General features: G+C 40.4%; 13 protein-coding genes. 4 read left to right on the top strand and 9 right to left on the bottom strand.

Annotation, left to right across the window (positions count from 1 at the left end; translation table 11 throughout):
- Positions 1 to 450 carry a transcriptional regulator NrdR gene (gene nrdR, locus NO991_RS16170; protein WP_054552576.1) on the bottom strand — a complete coding sequence of 150 codons (450 nt, stop codon included), beginning with the start codon at positions 448 to 450 and terminating at the stop codon, positions 1 to 3.
- 106 nt (positions 451 to 556) lie between these two features.
- Complete coding sequence (gene glyA, locus NO991_RS16165) at positions 557 to 1,813, bottom strand: serine hydroxymethyltransferase (RefSeq protein ID WP_054552577.1); 1,257 nt, start codon at positions 1,811 to 1,813, stop codon at positions 557 to 559.
- A 291-nt stretch (positions 1,814 to 2,104) separates the two neighbouring features.
- On the opposite strand from glyA, the gene NO991_RS16160 reads away from it, so the two are divergent.
- Positions 2,105 to 2,473: a hypothetical protein gene (locus tag NO991_RS16160; RefSeq protein WP_371352190.1), complete on the top strand. Its 369-nt coding sequence runs from the start codon at positions 2,105 to 2,107 to the stop codon at positions 2,471 to 2,473.
- Between the two features lie 64 nt (positions 2,474 to 2,537).
- Here the strand turns inward: NO991_RS16160 and thrC are convergent, their stop codons facing one another.
- From thrC to NO991_RS16140, 4 genes are all read right to left on the bottom strand, one after another.
- Positions 2,538 to 3,821: a threonine synthase gene (thrC, locus tag NO991_RS16155; RefSeq protein ID WP_371352189.1), complete on the bottom strand. Its 1,284-nt coding sequence runs from the start codon at positions 3,819 to 3,821 to the stop codon at positions 2,538 to 2,540.
- An 18-nt stretch (positions 3,822 to 3,839) separates the two neighbouring features.
- Positions 3,840 to 4,766, bottom strand: coding sequence for a homoserine kinase (gene thrB, locus NO991_RS16150; protein ID WP_138615806.1), 927 nt, complete (start codon positions 4,764 to 4,766; stop codon positions 3,840 to 3,842).
- Positions 4,767 to 4,775: 9 nt separating this feature from the next.
- The gene (gene thrA, locus NO991_RS16145) at positions 4,776 to 7,193 is read right to left on the bottom strand and encodes a bifunctional aspartate kinase/homoserine dehydrogenase I (protein ID WP_371352188.1); all 2,418 of its coding nucleotides are present in this window, start codon (positions 7,191 to 7,193) and stop codon (positions 4,776 to 4,778) included.
- A gap of 227 nt (positions 7,194 to 7,420) precedes the next feature.
- Positions 7,421 to 7,795, bottom strand: a complete 375-nt coding sequence (locus NO991_RS16140; RefSeq protein ID WP_138600400.1) for a response regulator — start codon at positions 7,793 to 7,795, stop codon at positions 7,421 to 7,423.
- Positions 7,796 to 8,033: 238 nt separating this feature from the next.
- Between NO991_RS16140 and NO991_RS16135 the strand changes: the two genes are divergently transcribed.
- Both NO991_RS16135 and rdgC read left to right on the top strand, forming a co-directional pair.
- Entirely contained in the window at positions 8,034 to 9,797 is a 1,764-nt protein-coding gene (locus NO991_RS16135; RefSeq protein WP_054552582.1) for a sensor histidine kinase, read from the top strand.
- A gap of 90 nt (positions 9,798 to 9,887) precedes the next feature.
- Positions 9,888 to 10,796, top strand: coding sequence for a recombination-associated protein RdgC (gene rdgC / locus NO991_RS16130; protein WP_054552583.1), 909 nt, complete (start codon positions 9,888 to 9,890; stop codon positions 10,794 to 10,796).
- Positions 10,797 to 10,854: 58 nt separating this feature from the next.
- Here the strand turns inward: rdgC and NO991_RS16125 are convergent, their stop codons facing one another.
- Positions 10,855 to 11,697, bottom strand: coding sequence for an HDOD domain-containing protein (locus NO991_RS16125; RefSeq protein ID WP_054552584.1), 843 nt, complete (start codon positions 11,695 to 11,697; stop codon positions 10,855 to 10,857).
- A gap of 273 nt (positions 11,698 to 11,970) precedes the next feature.
- Between NO991_RS16125 and NO991_RS16120 the strand changes: the two genes are divergently transcribed.
- Positions 11,971 to 13,671, top strand: coding sequence for a Zn-dependent hydrolase (locus tag NO991_RS16120; protein WP_371352187.1), 1,701 nt, complete (start codon positions 11,971 to 11,973; stop codon positions 13,669 to 13,671).
- A 48-nt stretch (positions 13,672 to 13,719) separates the two neighbouring features.
- On the opposite strand, the gene NO991_RS16115 is transcribed toward NO991_RS16120, so the two are convergent.
- Entirely contained in the window at positions 13,720 to 14,472 is a 753-nt protein-coding gene (locus NO991_RS16115) for a substrate-binding periplasmic protein (RefSeq protein WP_371352186.1), read from the bottom strand.
- A gap of 58 nt (positions 14,473 to 14,530) precedes the next feature.
- Positions 14,531 to 14,935 (bottom strand): HIT domain-containing protein, encoded by a 405-nt coding sequence (locus NO991_RS16110; protein ID WP_138600394.1) that lies wholly within the window; start codon positions 14,933 to 14,935, stop codon positions 14,531 to 14,533.
- Positions 14,936 to 15,002: the final 67 nt, after the last annotated feature.

The raw sequence follows: 15,002 nt of genomic DNA, 5'->3' as shown, positions 1-15,002 counted from the left end.
TTAATCACCTAAACGAGCGATTTCTTCTCCAAACTCGCGAATGTCTTCAAATGAACGATAAACCGATGCAAAGCGCACATAGGCTACTTTGTCGAGTTTTTTCAGCGACTCCATGATGCATTCGCCAATTAAATGGCTAGAGATTTCACGCTCACCGGTAGCACGAAGTTGAGATTTAATGATGTTAACGACTTCGTCGACCTGCTCAGTGCTCACTGGGCGTTTCTCTAAAGCGCGATGCAAGCCATTCAGTAACTTGTCTTCGTTAAATGGTTCGCGGCTACCGTCTTGCTTGATGACTCTTGGCATCACAAGTTCAGCGCCTTCAAAGGTGGTAAAGCGCTCATGGCATTCGTTACATTCACGTCGACGTCTCACTTGGTGACCACCGCCAACAAGTCGAGAATCAATTACTTTAGTATCTTTTGCGGTGCAAAAAGGGCAATGCATAGGGTTCTAGTTCCGTTTATAAAAAACAAAAAGGCCGCTTAGTAAGCGGCCTTTATGATAGCAAAAAACAACGCTATTGTTATCTTAATTACGGTTTAACCAGTAATTAAGCGTAAACTGGTAATTTTTTACAGATAGCTTTAACTTTCTCTTTTACTTCTGCTTGAACAGACTCATCGTTGATGTTGTCTAGTACGTCACAGATCCAGCCAGCAAGCTCTTTTGACTCAGCTTCTTTGAAACCACGGCGAGTAATAGCCGGAGAACCAATACGAAGACCAGACGTTACAAACGGTGAACGTGGGTCGTTTGGTACTGAGTTTTTATTTACAGTGATGTTAGCGTTACCCAGAGCAGCGTCAGCATCTTTACCTGTGATATCTTTATCGATTAGGTCTAGAAGGAATAAGTGGTTGTCTGTTTTACCAGAAACAACTTTGTAGCCACGCTCTTGCAGTACTTCAACCATAGCTTGAGCGTTCTTAACAACTTGTGCTTGGTACGCTTTGAATTCTGGTTGTAAAGCTTCTTTGAAAGCAACCGCTTTAGCAGCGATGATGTGGCATAAAGGACCACCTTGACCGCCAGGGAATACAGCGCTGTTTAGTTTTTTGTAGATCTCTTCATCACCACATGCAGAAACGATTAGACCGCCACGAGGACCCGCTAATGTTTTGTGAGTTGTTGTTGTAACAACGTGTGCGTGAGGGATTGGACTTGGGTATACACCCGCTGCGATAAGACCAGCAACGTGAGCCATATCTACGAATAAGTATGCGCCAACTTTATCAGCGATTTCACGGAATTTAGCCCAGTCAACAACGCCTGAGTATGCAGAGAAGCCAGCGATGATCATTTTTGGCTTGTGCTCTAATGCAAGAGCTTCAACTTGAGCATAATCAATTTCGCCTGTTTCGTCGTTTAGGCCGTATTGAATTGCATTGTACGTTTTACCAGAAAAGTTAACGTGTGAACCGTGAGTTAAGTGACCGCCATGAGCTAAGCTCATACCTAGTACTGTATCGTGCGGCTGAAGAAGTGCTTGGAAAACAGCTGCGTTTGCTTGTGAGCCCGCATGCGGTTGAACGTTAGCGTAATCTGTGCCGAATAATTCGTTTGCACGGTCAATTGCTAATTGCTCAACAACATCAACATGCTCACAACCGCCATAGTAACGTTTGCCTGGATAACCTTCAGCGTATTTGTTGGTAAGCTGAGAACCCTGCGCTTCAAGTACGCGTGGGCTACAATAGTTTTCAGACGCGATCAGTTCGATATGCTCTTCTTGACGAGCCGTCTCTTTAGTGATGGCTGCAAATAACTCTGGATCGAAATCCGAAATATTCATGCTACGTTCTAACATGGGGTCTCCTAAGGCAACGTGTATGGTGTTTTTTGAAGGCTGTATTGTACGCTTAAAACGCACTTTTGCCTATCTTGTAAAGATGAACATATTTAAACAGGGATTGAATTTATTTCACAGTGTTTTAATAATGATATTTTTTTATTGATACATAATAAAAATTTATAGATTTAAAATATTTCATAGATATTTAAAATGTTATTTCAACGAAAAACCGCCCGATTAAATTGCGTTTTTATAGGGACAAACTAAGCTTATAGGACTAGTCAATATCAAGGATGGTATAAGTACATGTTAGCTAAACCAATATACGAATTAGTCCCCTACGGATATTTTTTTCTTGGCATAAGCTGTATCGCATTGGCAAATAATTATGTGCCAACTCTCATCGGTGTAATCTTATTTTTATTAGGTGCTAATATTTGGCGGATGCGTTCAGAAGCCAGAAGAACCGATCATTCAAGCCAGCGTGTTAAACAAAAAAAACGTCGCTATTACTATGAATTTAAACCCTTTATCATTTTTATTTCGGCATTCACCTTGATGCAATGGACGCACAGTGAACTCGTCTCGATGATCAGTATTTTGCTGTGTATTTCGGCCGGGGTCATTCTTATCATGCGGGTTTTAAACCGACATAGTCATTCGTTACTTCATTAAAGGCTTCATTAAAAGACTGCATTAAAAAGAGCGGCTTAGCCGCTCTTTATACCTTTATTAAGCACTAAGCTAATTTATTAAACAGCTCAGTGCGAAGCAATTGATAATCAAACTTAATATCTTCAGCTAAACACTGTTTTGCTAATGCATCTGCTAGTGGTTTCGGCATAGGCAATTCGATGTCTAAAATTTGCTCTACGCTGTCTTTGAATTTAGCTGGGTGTGCAGTCGCTAAAAAGATACCTGCACTGCCATCAGCTAGATTTTCTTTCAAGCCCTGATAAGCAATTGCAGTATGAGGCTCTGCGATGTAACCGGTTTGATGAATTTTTTTCATCACTTCTTTTGTTTCTTCTTCACCAACACAGCTTGAATAAAAGTCATTATAACTAAACCATTCGTTATCCAACATAAACTGAACACGCGGCCAGTTATTCGGTTTACTTACATCCATCGCGTTCGATAGTGACTCAAGCGTATCATTCGGTGCCCACTCTTTATTTTGTAAGAAACGTGGCACCGTGTCGTTTTGGTTAGTTGTAGCGCTTAATTTCGCTACTGGCATACCAAGCACAGCACCGATCATCGCGGCACACACATTACCAAAGTTACCACTTGGAACTGAGATATGCGCTTTACTACGCTGCTCTTTTGGTAATTGAGCAATCGCTTCAAAGTAATAGCAAACCTGTGCAACTAAACGGCTGATATTAATTGAATTTGCTGAATTCAGACCAAGCTTTTGTTTCACTTCATCATCTAAAAACGCCTGTTTTACCATGCTTTGACAATCATCAAAGCTACCATCAACCGCATAGCAGTGAATGTTGTTGCCTAACGTTGTGAATAGCTTTTGCTGCGCTAATGAAATTTTACCTTTCGGGTATAAGATCACGACATCGATATTTGGCTTATTATAAAATGCATGGGCAACTGCAGCCCCTGTATCGCCTGATGTAGCCGTTAAAATCGTGACTTTTTCACCCTGATTAAATTGCGCAAGACACTCAGCCATAAAACGGCCACCAAAGTCTTTAAACGCAAGCGTTGGGCCATGAAATAATTCAAGGCAATAAATATCTTTTTCTACTTCAACTAACTTCACATCAAAGTTAAACGCATTTTGCACCATCTGTGCAACGGTATCGGCAGGAAGCTCGTCACCAATCAGGTGCGATAAAATCTTACTGCTACGGCTCACAAAGTCTAAATCAAGTAACTTATCAATGTCTTGAATTGGTGTAAGGCTATTAGGGAAGAATACACCTTGATTACGCCCTAAACCCGTTTTTACCGCTTCAACAAACGACACCTGTTGTGTTTCATCTTTTAAATTATGTAATTGCATGTTTATTCCTTAAATTCTTTAAAGCTGTCGTGTGCCAAGCTGATCAAGTTGGCAGATGTGGCAGAAGCCCTGCTCATTGATGTAATTATCATTCAGCCAAGCCGCACACTGCTTAGCAGCTTCCAGGCTCTTACACACGGTAAATAATGTTGGGCCCGCACCAGAAATGCTGACAATCTCTGCACCAAGCTCTGGCAAGGCACTCTTTGCTTCGGCAAAGCCTTGAATGAGCGGTGCGCGATGTGGCTCAGCGATTTCATCACTCATAATGGAAAGCGCTGCGTCAAAGCGACCTGTAAGCAATAAGCTGCTAAATGCAGAAAGTCGCTGTGCGAACTCAACACTGTCGTGCATTGATAATTGCGTTGGCAAGACCGAACGCGCTTTTGCGGTATTCAGTGAAAATCCCGGAAAAGCCGCTACGTAATACCATTGATTATCAACAGGTAACGAAATTGACTTGTTGGGAATGAGTTCACCAGTTAATTGCAAGCCACCTAAATAACAGGGTGTGATGTTATCGTAATGACGACCGCCACTAACAATGGCTTCAAAATCAGCCATCAACTCGATAAGTTGCTCTTGAGATAAGTTGGTTTCAGCGAACTTATCAAGGGCTGCAAACGCAGCCACCACAGAACAGGCACTCGAACCTAAACCTGAACCAATTGGTAGGTTCTTTTTAAGCTCAAGTTTTACCGCTGGCATAGTCGGTGCAACGTGTTCTTTAAAATGAATTAAGCATTGATAAGCCAAGTTTTCTTCAGCATTAGCAGGCAGTTTATGGGCATAGTCGCCAGAGCAGACAAAAGTATCTTGCTCAGCGGCACTCACCTCTACAACATCGCCTAATAAGGTGCCATCGATTGGTGCTAGCGCAGCACCTAACGCATCAAAGCCTACAGCAAAATTCCCGATTGAAGCGGGTGCATATACACGGATCATGACCAGCTCCTAACGTGTTAACGTTTTTAAAATGTCGGCAAATACACCTGCAGCCGTTACTTCAGCACCTGCGCCATAACCACGGATAACAAACGGACGAGGTTGATAATATTGACTTAAGATGGCCAGTGCATTTTCACCGTCACGGATATCATAAAGAGCATGGTTACTATCTACGGCTTCAATGCCTACTTTACATTGACCGTTTTCAATAGTACCCACATAACGAAGTACTTTACCTTCGCTTGCAGCACTTTGTATACGGTCGTTAAACTGTGCATCAAGTGATGGTAGTTTTGCCATGAAATCTGCTACAGAATCACCTTCTGCAAACCCTTTTGGTAAAACAGATTCAACTTCGATATCGCTTAGTTCTAACTCAAGACCCGATTCACGAGCAATGATCAGTAGTTTTCGAGCAACATCAGTGCCTGATAAATCATCACGCGGATCTGGTTCTGTAAAACCACTTTCTTTTGCTTTTAACGTGGCTTCGCTAAGTGATAAACCATCTTGTAGCGCACCAAACATATACGATAATGAACCCGACAAGATACCGCTGAACTTAATAAGTTCATCACCGGCACCAAAGAGTGATTTCAGGTTATCAAGTACTGGTAAGCCTGCACCTACGTTTGTTTCGTATAAAAACTTACGATTATTCTTCTGTGTCGCTGCAACTAAATCTTGGTAGTAAGCATACGAGCTAGTATTGGCCTTTTTGTTTGCCGCAACAACGTGGAAACCGGCATTCAAGAAATCAACATATTGCCCAGCAAGCTTATCGGCTGAGCTACAATCTACGATCACAGGGTTAATTAAATGGTTTTGTTTAACAAATTGCTCGACCAAATTTAAATCAAATGCCTGCTCTGACACGGCTAATTTGTCTTGCCAACCATCAAAAGCAATGCCTTCGCTATCTAGATAAAGCTGCCTTGAATTAGCAACACCGTACAAGTTCAGTTTAATATTACGTTTTTCAAGCCATGCTTGTTGACGCTTTAACTGCTGGATAAGTTCTTGACCTACTAAGCCACAGCCAAGTAAAAACACATCGATTGAAGGAATGTGAGTAAAGAAGTTCTCATGGCACACTTTCACTGCGTCGTTGCATAGTTCACCATCGATAACCGCTGAAATAGCACTCTCAGTCGAGTCTTGTGCAATAGCAACAATGTTAACCTGCGCTTGAGCTAATGAAGCAAAGAACTTAGCTGCTAAGCCTTTGTGCGCACGCATGTTATCACCAACTAGGGTTACAATCGCAAGGTTACGCTGTACTTGAACTGGTTCGATTAAACCGGCTTGTGATTCTAATTCGAAAGCAGTTTGTAATGCTTCTAGAGCAAGTGATAGGTCGCTCTCATGCACACAGAAACTGATACTAAATTCACACGAAGATTGTGTGATTAGTACAATTGACACATTGTCATGCGCCAATGCATTAAATACTTTTGATGCCATACCCACTTTGCCTTTCATACCTGGGCCAGACACCGTTAACATAGCGAGGTTTTGTAAACTTGATAGCGCTTTAACAGGCTCGTTCGACACACTGTCGTTACTAATCACTGAACCTTCTGCACGTGGGTTATGAGTATTTTTGATCTCGCACGGCACGCCTGCTTTAGCACAAGGTAAAATCGTTTTCGGGTGTAATACTTTCGCACCAAAGTAAGACAGCTCCATTGCTTCTTTATAAGATAACGAATCAACCTTAGATGCTTTTTTGATATAACGCGGGTCAGCATTGTAAACACCGTCAACATCAGTCCAGATCTGGCATACATCAGCTTCTAGGCATGCTGCCGCAATAGCTGCTGAGTAATCTGAACCATTGCGACCAAGTGTTGTTAGTTCCCCCTGCTCATTGGCAGCAGTGAAACCCGGCATGATATAAATTGTGCTCGGTGCCGCTTTTAATGCAGCTTGAAAACGTAACTTACTTGCGGTCAAGTCAGCTTCAGCATCAATGTAGCCACCCACTGAAGCTATACAGTCTGTTGCTTCTAAATAACGAGCATTACTTTCGTTAAGCATACACTCCATCAAGGCAACACTAACGCGCTCACCAAAACTAATTGCATAAGCACGTACTTGGTCTGGGCAACACTTCAAAAGTGCAACACCATCCAGTTTATTCTTAAGTTCGTTTAAATCAGGCCAATTCACTACCTGACCAAAGTCAGCTTCAACAGCAGCTTTTAATTGTTCACAGCGCGCAACCAATGCTTGCCATAACTCACTAAAATCTTGCCCCTGCTCTGCAGCGCTTGCTAATGCTACTAATGAATCTGTCATGCCACCTGGTGCTGACAGCACTAACAGCATTTCATCGCGTAATTCTTCTTTGACTAACTGAGCTACCTGTTGCAAACATGCGTAGTCGGCCAAGGACGACCCACCAAATTTTAATACTCGCATTATTTATGTTTCCTCATTCCATAAACGAAAAAGGCCTGTGTTCTAGTGAACACAGGCCTATAAATTTGTTGCACCGACCTATGCCACTATCCCGTAAGGATGATGGTTGTAATAATAATGGTCGTTGCGTGATTAAATGTTTTCATAGCCTTTAGACTGCCTTAAATGTAGCCAAGCTGTCAACCCTTAAAGAAAAGATAAATTATGCACTTTTGTTATACAAAAGATTAATGAATACCAAATTTATGCAAAGTTGCTTTCAGTCGAACAATATCTATTGGCTTATCGATGAAATCAATGGCTCCCAAACTAACTACTTTTTGCTTCATTTGCGCTTGAATATCAGCTGAAATCACTATAACAAAGCACTCTATTTTCTCTGCTTTGATCGTTTCAAGTACAGCAACACCATCTAGCTCTGGCATAGTTAAATCCAAACACAATAGATCAAAGTTTTGCTCGCGTAGTAAAGCAAGTGCTTCTCGACCATTGGTTGCTTGTTGAATATCAGCGCTTAAACAGTTACCTAAGCACCGAACTACTTGTTTGCGAGCTATACTTGAATCATCACAAACCAGTATTGAAAAATTAGGGTTATTCATGAATATAAAAATCTTCGCTGTAGCAAATACAACATCTAAAAAGGCTAAAGTAAAAGACGAGCGAAATTTATAACACACTTTTATTGGTGCAGTAAGGTTAAGTTTTTTTAAAAAATAGTAACAATTTATAAATACTCCAGTAAAAAAGGATTTATTTATTTATTTTTAACCGTTTATTAGCTAACTTTAGAACTAATTGAATGTATTACAAATGTAACCAAGGAGCTATGGGTATTCTATGTTACAGAAAAGCCTATCAAAAGAATTGTTAACAAATGTGCTCTCGGTCTACTTCTTACTCACTTTTGTAGTGACCTGTGGGCAGGTTATTGCTGAATATGTAAACACTAAAGATTACATTCGTGACGAATTAACCACTTTACAAAAAACATTTAGCCGTAGTTTAACCCGTGCAATTTGGGAACTTAACGATAAACAAACCATCACAACAGCTGAAGGCTTACTCGCAATCCCTATGATCGAAGGCATTATTGTGCGCGATGATAGTGGCGAGGTACTCTCACAATTAGGTCGCTCATTAGATATTCACGAGCTATATAGCCAGCAGTTAGTGCAAGAAGAAGCGATAATTGAAGATACACCATCCGGTTTATTCGGCTATACATTTCCGCTTATTTTTGAGTTTTCGGGTAAAACAACTCAAGTAGGCGATGTAACCTTATTCTCAAGCCGAGAAGTGGTATTTAGCCGCATCATGATCTCTATTTATTTTCTAATCGGTAACGCAATGATCAAAACCACCTTTTTGATCATACTTTTCTTATTAGCATTTAGAAAACGCTTAACTGAACCACTTGCGCAATTTACAGAACAAATTGAAGATCTTGAACTAAACGATTTAGAAGGCCGCCATATCGAGATCCACACAACTGAACACAACGAATTAAAAGTAATGGAAGAATCTTTTAACCGTTTAATAGATAAAGTTGTTCTCTACCGAGAAGAACTGGAACATACTCAGAAAGAGCTTGTACTTAGTAATGAAAAACTCGACCAACATAATTTACAGTTAGAGCAAGAAGTCGCGCGCAAAACATCTAACCTTAGCCAAGCGATGATGGATTTGCAGCAACAGAAATATGAATTAGAAAAACAAAAGCTAACACTGACTGAAGAGATAGACCTTCGTAAACAAACTGAACAAGAACTCATAACCAAGCAAACTGAGTTACAGCGCTATGTTGATGAGTTGAACTTAGCACAGGAGCGCCTAGTCGGCTCCGAGAAAATGGCTGCTTTAGGCGGCTTAGTTGCAGGTATTACCCATGATGTAAATACACCAATCGGGATTGGTGTGACTGCGACTTCATTTTTACAAGAACGTTTAGATCAGATTGAAGCGGCATACAAAGAAAAAACCCTATCACCAAAAGCGCTTGAAGAGTTTATTAATGACGCCAAGCAAAGCACTAGCTTACTTACTAGTAATTTAGACCGTGCATCAGAGTTGGTTGCAAGCTTCAAACAAATTGCAGTCGATCAAGCCAGTGAAGCGGTACGTACTATTAATTTCAAAGAGTATTTAGGTGAAGTGATCCGCTCTTTACATCCAAAACTAAAGAAAACATCTCATCATATCAATTTAGATTGCCCTGAAGATTTAACGCTCAACCTGCCTGCAGGCGCTATTAGCCAAATTTTTACAAACTTGATCATGAACGCGCTTATTCATGGCTTTGAAGGCATTGAAAGTGGCATCATAGATATCATAATTAAAGACGAAGAAGATGAAGTCGTTATCGACTTTAAAGATAATGGTAATGGTGTATCCGAACATCAGCTAGAAAAACTGTTTGACCCGTTCTTCACAACCAAGCGTGATCAGGGTGGCAGTGGGTTAGGTACTCATATCACTTTAAACTTAGTGAAGCAAACCCTTGGCGGTGATATAGAAGTAACAAGCGAAGTTGGAAAAGGCTTGCATTACCATATTAGTTTCCCAAAAAACATGCCTAAACCGCTCTCAATGTTTAACTCATAAGCATTTCGTACTGATGGCGAAATGATTCATTTCGGCATCAGTTTTTTATTGTTATGATTGGGCAAATTTATTGAAAGGATTAGCCTAATTATGTGGTTTAGTAACCTTATCTGCTACCGTTTTAAACAAGACGTTTCATACTCTCAAGAAGACTTCGACAAAGCCCTAGAACAAGATCTGTTCCGCTCATGTACAGGCCAAGAGCTTTCAACATTTGGTTGGACAAAAGCCTTTGGTAAGCATGGTCAAACTCTATCTCACTTCTCTCAAGACAGCATTTTAGTATGCGCTAAGCGTGAAGAAAAAGTACTGCCTGCGGCCGTTATCAACGAATTGGTTGCAGAGAAAGTTGAGCAAATCGAAGCGGAAGAAAACCGTCCGGTAAAGAAAAAAGAAAAAGACGAACTAAAAGAAAATATTCTGCACACTTTACTGCCTCAAGCATTTAAAAAGTCGAGCCTACAGTTTGCGTTTATTGACCAAAAAAATGGCTGGGTTGTCGTTAACAGCGCAAGCTTTAATAAAGCAGAAGAGCTTTTAGCCCTACTTCGTAAATCACTTGGCACGCTACCTGTCGTACCTGCATTTGCTAATTATGATTTAGATGTATTTTTAACAGATTGGTTAACTAATTTCAGCACTCCTGAAGGCTTCTCTATCGGTAACGATGCAGAGCTTGAAGAAGCCGATGACAGTGGTGCTCAGGTTAAATTGAAAGGCCATGACTTATCATGTGACGAAGTAAAGTCACACCTAGAAAATGGTAAGCGCGTAACTAAACTGGCTCTTGATTGGCAAGAACGCGTTAAGTTCATGCTACAAAACGATGGTTCGATTAAGCGTCTAAGCTATTCAGAAACATTAAAAGAAGAAAACGCCGACATTCCAAAAGAAGATATGGCGGTAAAACTTGATGCTGACTTCATCTTAGCGTCAGAAGAAATTAAACAGTTGCTAGAAGAGCTGACCCAAGGCTTAGGCGACGCTGAAGATTTATAAAATTAACCTAAATGTTAATTAACACAAAGCGCGACTTGGTCGCGCTTTGTGTTTTTAGCTATTCAGTAAAAATGGCTTTGACCTCATCAAGCATATCGTGATATTCATCTTCATTAAATAACTCAAGCGATTCTATTACGCCTTTATCTACGTATGTTTGCAATGCTGCCGATTTGTCAGAAACCTGCAAGATGCCTTCTAAAATCGCGCCAATACGAATAAAGTCAACATAGCATATATGCTCTGGACGATAGTTTGGATTTGCCCAGCTTTCAGCAACTTCGACGAACTCATCAGTAAAGCCCCAAGCACGCATAATTGCGCCACCTACTTTGCCTCCTAACTTTTGGATAGCGTGTGCCAAAAAACTTGGATTTGCAAAAACTTCAGGGTGCTTTTCAGCCTCAGTCAAAATTGGCAACACGCCTATGTTATAGACTAATGAAGCTAGCGTAATGGTATCTCGGTTCAGTGATGTTTGCTTATTTCGACGTAAGAAAAAGTCCATTAGAGTAATTGAGTGACATGCAACTTTAAGGGTTTTTTGCCATGCTTTATCCATATACCCTTTTATCAGCTCATTATGCGATACAAACAATTGTTCCATCGCCATTGCGGTGGCAATATTTTTGATTTGACGTAGACCAATTCGTGTGACGGCTTGATGAAGATTGGTGACTTTAACTGAGCGCCCCATAAATGCACTGTTGGCCACTTTAATCATTCGTGCCGATAACGCTGGATCATGGGAGATAACATCTGCCATATCCATCAAGTTTACTTCTGGGTTATCTGCTGCTTGCCTCACTTTTACTGCAACTTCAGGTAATGTCGGTAACACTAAAGTGTCATTATTTATTCTGTCGACCAATATGGTCAGTAATGCATTCTCTGTTGACATATGCGTGCCATCCTCTTGGGTTAGTTTGCCAAAATAAAGACAAACTAATGACTGACATTATTAGATTAGTTCTTGTTTTAGTATTGTCTAACTTAACGCTAAAGTTAAGAAAATCACAGAAATTATCTCTTTTTATGCTTTTTAATCATGTAACTGATAAATAAATATCGCTTCTAGCGCTGTATACTTGCCATGTATATGGCAGGTTTGCTTTAATGCATACACTTTTTGTTTTAATAACAATGACTCTCACTAAAATCGGGAACGGGCAAAATGACATTAAATAAAATTAGCCAAGCACTTATCTTATCAGGTGCTGTTTTTCTTGGTGCATGTTCTGATCAGCAAGCAACCACTTCTCAAGCTCAGCCTGCTGCAGAGCAAACAAAGCAAAGTATTGAACAGAACAACCCACAACTTATCAATGCAGATGAAAACCGTTTAGACATTTACACAGACTTCACACTTACTTCTGATCTTAGCCACCTGAGTGATAACCAAAAGCAAATGGTTGGTAAGTTGATCGATGCCTCAAAAATTATGGATGAGCTATTCTGGCGCCAAGCATTTGGTGAGAACAAAGACGCTTTCTTAGCAAAAATCAATGATGAAAAAGTTCAGAAGTTTGCAGATATCAACTACGGCCCTTGGGATCGCTTAAACGGCGACCAAGTTTTCTTATCAGGTTATGAAGAAAAGCCTCTAGGCGCTGAATTTTACCCAAGCGATATCACTAAAGAAGAATTAAACAACGCAATCGTTGATGACAAAACAGGTCTTTACTCAGTGATCAAACGTGACGAGAAAGGCCTTCTTTACAGTGTGGCTTACTCTGTTGAGTACGCACAAGAGTTAGAAAAAGCAGCTAATTTATTACGTGAAGCAAGCAAGCTAGCTGATGATAAAGAATTCGCTAACTACTTAAGCATGCGCGCAGACGCACTAGTAAGTGATGACTTCCAACCATCTGATTTTGCGTGGATGGATATGAAAAATAACCCAATTGACGTGGTTATTGGCCCTATCGAAACCTATGAAGATCAATTATTTGGTTACCGTGCGGCGTATGAATCTTATGTACTAATCAAAGACTTGGCATGGAGCGAGCGTTTAGCTAAATTCGCTGCTTTCTTACCTGAGCTACAAAAAGGTTTACCTGTAGACGAAAAATATAAGCAAGAAGTCCCAGGTTCAGACGCTGACCTAAATGCTTATGATGTCGTTTATTACGCAGGCCACTCAAATGCGGGTAGTAAAACAATTGCTATCAACTTGCCAAATGATGAGCAAGTACAGCTAGAAAAAGGCACACGTCGTTTACAGCTTAAAAACGCCATGCGTGCTAAGTTCGATAAAATCTTAGTGCCTATTTCAGAACAGCTAATTGTTCCTGAGCAACGTAAACACATTACCTTTGACGCTTTCTTCGCAAACACGATGTTCCACGAAGTAGCGCACGGTTTAGGCATTAAAAACACCATTACGGGTAAGGGTACTGTTCGCCAATCATTGCAAGAGCATGCAAGTGCCCTTGAAGAAGGTAAAGCGGATATCTTAGGTCTTTACATGGTTGAGCAATTACTTAAGAAAGGCGAGATCACTGACGGTACATTAGAAGATTACTACATCACCTTTATGGCTGGTATCTTCCGTTCAGTGCGTTTTGGTGCTTCAAGCGCACATGGTAAAGCGAATATGATCCGCTTTAACTTCTTCGCTGAAGAAGGCGCATTTTCTAAAAATGCTGACGGCTTATACAGCGTTAACATGGAGAAAATGAGCCAAGCAATGGAAAAACTATCGCGCTTAATCTTAACGATTCAAGGTGACGGTGATTACCAAAAAGTTGATCAGCTAATCGCAACTCATGGTGAGATCAAAGCAGAGCTAGCGAAAGATTTAGAAAAATTAAGCCAAGCTAATATCCCAGTTGATGTTACTTTCAAACAAGGCAAAGAAGTATTAGGCCTTTAATACCAGCCTTGTCTGATATAAAAAACGCTGCAATTGCAGCGTTTTTTATTATTCTCGTGCGACAAAACTTAATCCATATTTGCTATTCAGCTGGACTATATCACCACTAATCAACATCTTATTAAACTCTGAATTAAAATCATCTATAAACTCATTAAGCTCCCGTTGCTTAGTGAAACCATAATAGCCTTGATTCACCGTAATGATTGGCGACAGCATGATAACCTTACTAGAAATTGATAAATCATCAATAATCGGAAGAGCAGCTCGCGGGTGAGTCATCACTAAATCAACTCGATTGTGCATTAACTGTAAAAAACTAGCTTTAACACTCGCCACTTCTGACAAAGTTAGACTTGATTTATTGCGTTTAAATTCTGAACCATAATTCCAACCCCGAGTAATACCAATCACGTCTTTACGTAAGCTTGCGAAATTACCAGCCCAAGTTACATCGCTATTTTCTTTGGTAAAAAAGACAATAGGATCTTCATAAAATGGTAAGGCACTAAATTGCATATATTGTTGACGTTGAAGAGACTTATAAGGACCGATAATGGCATCTGCATGGCCTTGCTCAACCATTTTTAAAGCACGCTTTAGTGGCATGATATCGATGACGAGTTCATGCCCAAGGCGTCGACAAATTTCATGAGCAATATCAGCACCTAAACCAATCACTGTACCTTGTTGATCTTGTTCTAAGATTGCGGGGAAATGGCTCCCAACAAAGTAATAACTTTTTGCTGTTACGGAAAATGAACATAGAAAAGCCAATACGGCTATTACTGTGCTTTTCACTTTTATTAGTCTCTTATTTTTCGCATCTACTTAGCTTAGCGCAATTTAATATGATTGATTAAAAATGTGCTCTTAGTTGCTCTATTTGTTCATCGCTATATGGAACTGCCGGTAATTTACCCCAAATAGGCGCTGGCCAAGCCGGATCGGTAGTGAAGCGTGCAATATGATGAACATGTAATTGCGGCACCATATTACCCAATGCTGCTATATTGAGTTTGTCTGGGCTGAATACCTGTTGTAACAACTTACTCAGTTTGCCCGACTCTTGTAATAAGGTAATTTGTAGCTCTTCAGACAGATCGATAATCTCTTTAACGTCTGCAACTCTTGGCACTAAGATAAACCAAGGGTATTGGCTATCATTCATCAGCAATACTTTACACAGTGGCCAATCCGCAAGTTCAATGCAGTCGCGTTGTAGTTCTGGGGCCAGAGAAAACGACGTATCAGTATTTTTCATCAATAAATCCTTTGATATTGGGTAATCAAATCCTACTTTATAGCATTTTGTTGCAGTTGCCTAAGCT

It is taken from the genome of Pseudoalteromonas sp. DY56-GL22, from assembly GCF_041414715.1.
Lineage (GTDB): Bacteria > Pseudomonadota > Gammaproteobacteria > Enterobacterales > Alteromonadaceae > Pseudoalteromonas > Pseudoalteromonas simplex.
The sequence above is the reverse complement of the archived record's forward strand: the minus strand, read 5'-3'. Positions and strand labels throughout refer to the sequence as shown.

What these genes read in the sequence shown, in the direction of transcription:
- thrC (WP_371352189.1), bottom strand. Translation starts at nt 3,821, where the DNA reads ATGCAATTACATAATTTAAAAGATGAAACACAACAGGTGTCGTTTGTT.
- NO991_RS16160 (WP_371352190.1), top strand. Translation starts at nt 2,105, where the DNA reads ATGTTAGCTAAACCAATATACGAATTAGTCCCCTACGGATATTTTTTT.
- glyA (WP_054552577.1), bottom strand. Translation starts at nt 1,813, where the DNA reads ATGTTAGAACGTAGCATGAATATTTCGGATTTCGATCCAGAGTTATTT.
- NO991_RS16110 (WP_138600394.1), bottom strand. Translation starts at nt 14,935, where the DNA reads ATGAAAAATACTGATACGTCGTTTTCTCTGGCCCCAGAACTACAACGC.
- NO991_RS16125 (WP_054552584.1), bottom strand. Translation starts at nt 11,697, where the DNA reads ATGTCAACAGAGAATGCATTACTGACCATATTGGTCGACAGAATAAAT.
- thrB (WP_138615806.1), bottom strand. Translation starts at nt 4,766, where the DNA reads ATGATCCGTGTATATGCACCCGCTTCAATCGGGAATTTTGCTGTAGGC.
- NO991_RS16135 (WP_054552582.1), top strand. Translation starts at nt 8,034, where the DNA reads ATGTTACAGAAAAGCCTATCAAAAGAATTGTTAACAAATGTGCTCTCG.
- thrA (WP_371352188.1), bottom strand. Translation starts at nt 7,193, where the DNA reads ATGCGAGTATTAAAATTTGGTGGGTCGTCCTTGGCCGACTACGCATGT.
- rdgC (WP_054552583.1), top strand. Translation starts at nt 9,888, where the DNA reads ATGTGGTTTAGTAACCTTATCTGCTACCGTTTTAAACAAGACGTTTCA.
- NO991_RS16120 (WP_371352187.1), top strand. Translation starts at nt 11,971, where the DNA reads ATGACATTAAATAAAATTAGCCAAGCACTTATCTTATCAGGTGCTGTT.
- NO991_RS16140 (WP_138600400.1), bottom strand. Translation starts at nt 7,795, where the DNA reads ATGAATAACCCTAATTTTTCAATACTGGTTTGTGATGATTCAAGTATA.
- nrdR (WP_054552576.1), bottom strand. Translation starts at nt 450, where the DNA reads ATGCATTGCCCTTTTTGCACCGCAAAAGATACTAAAGTAATTGATTCT.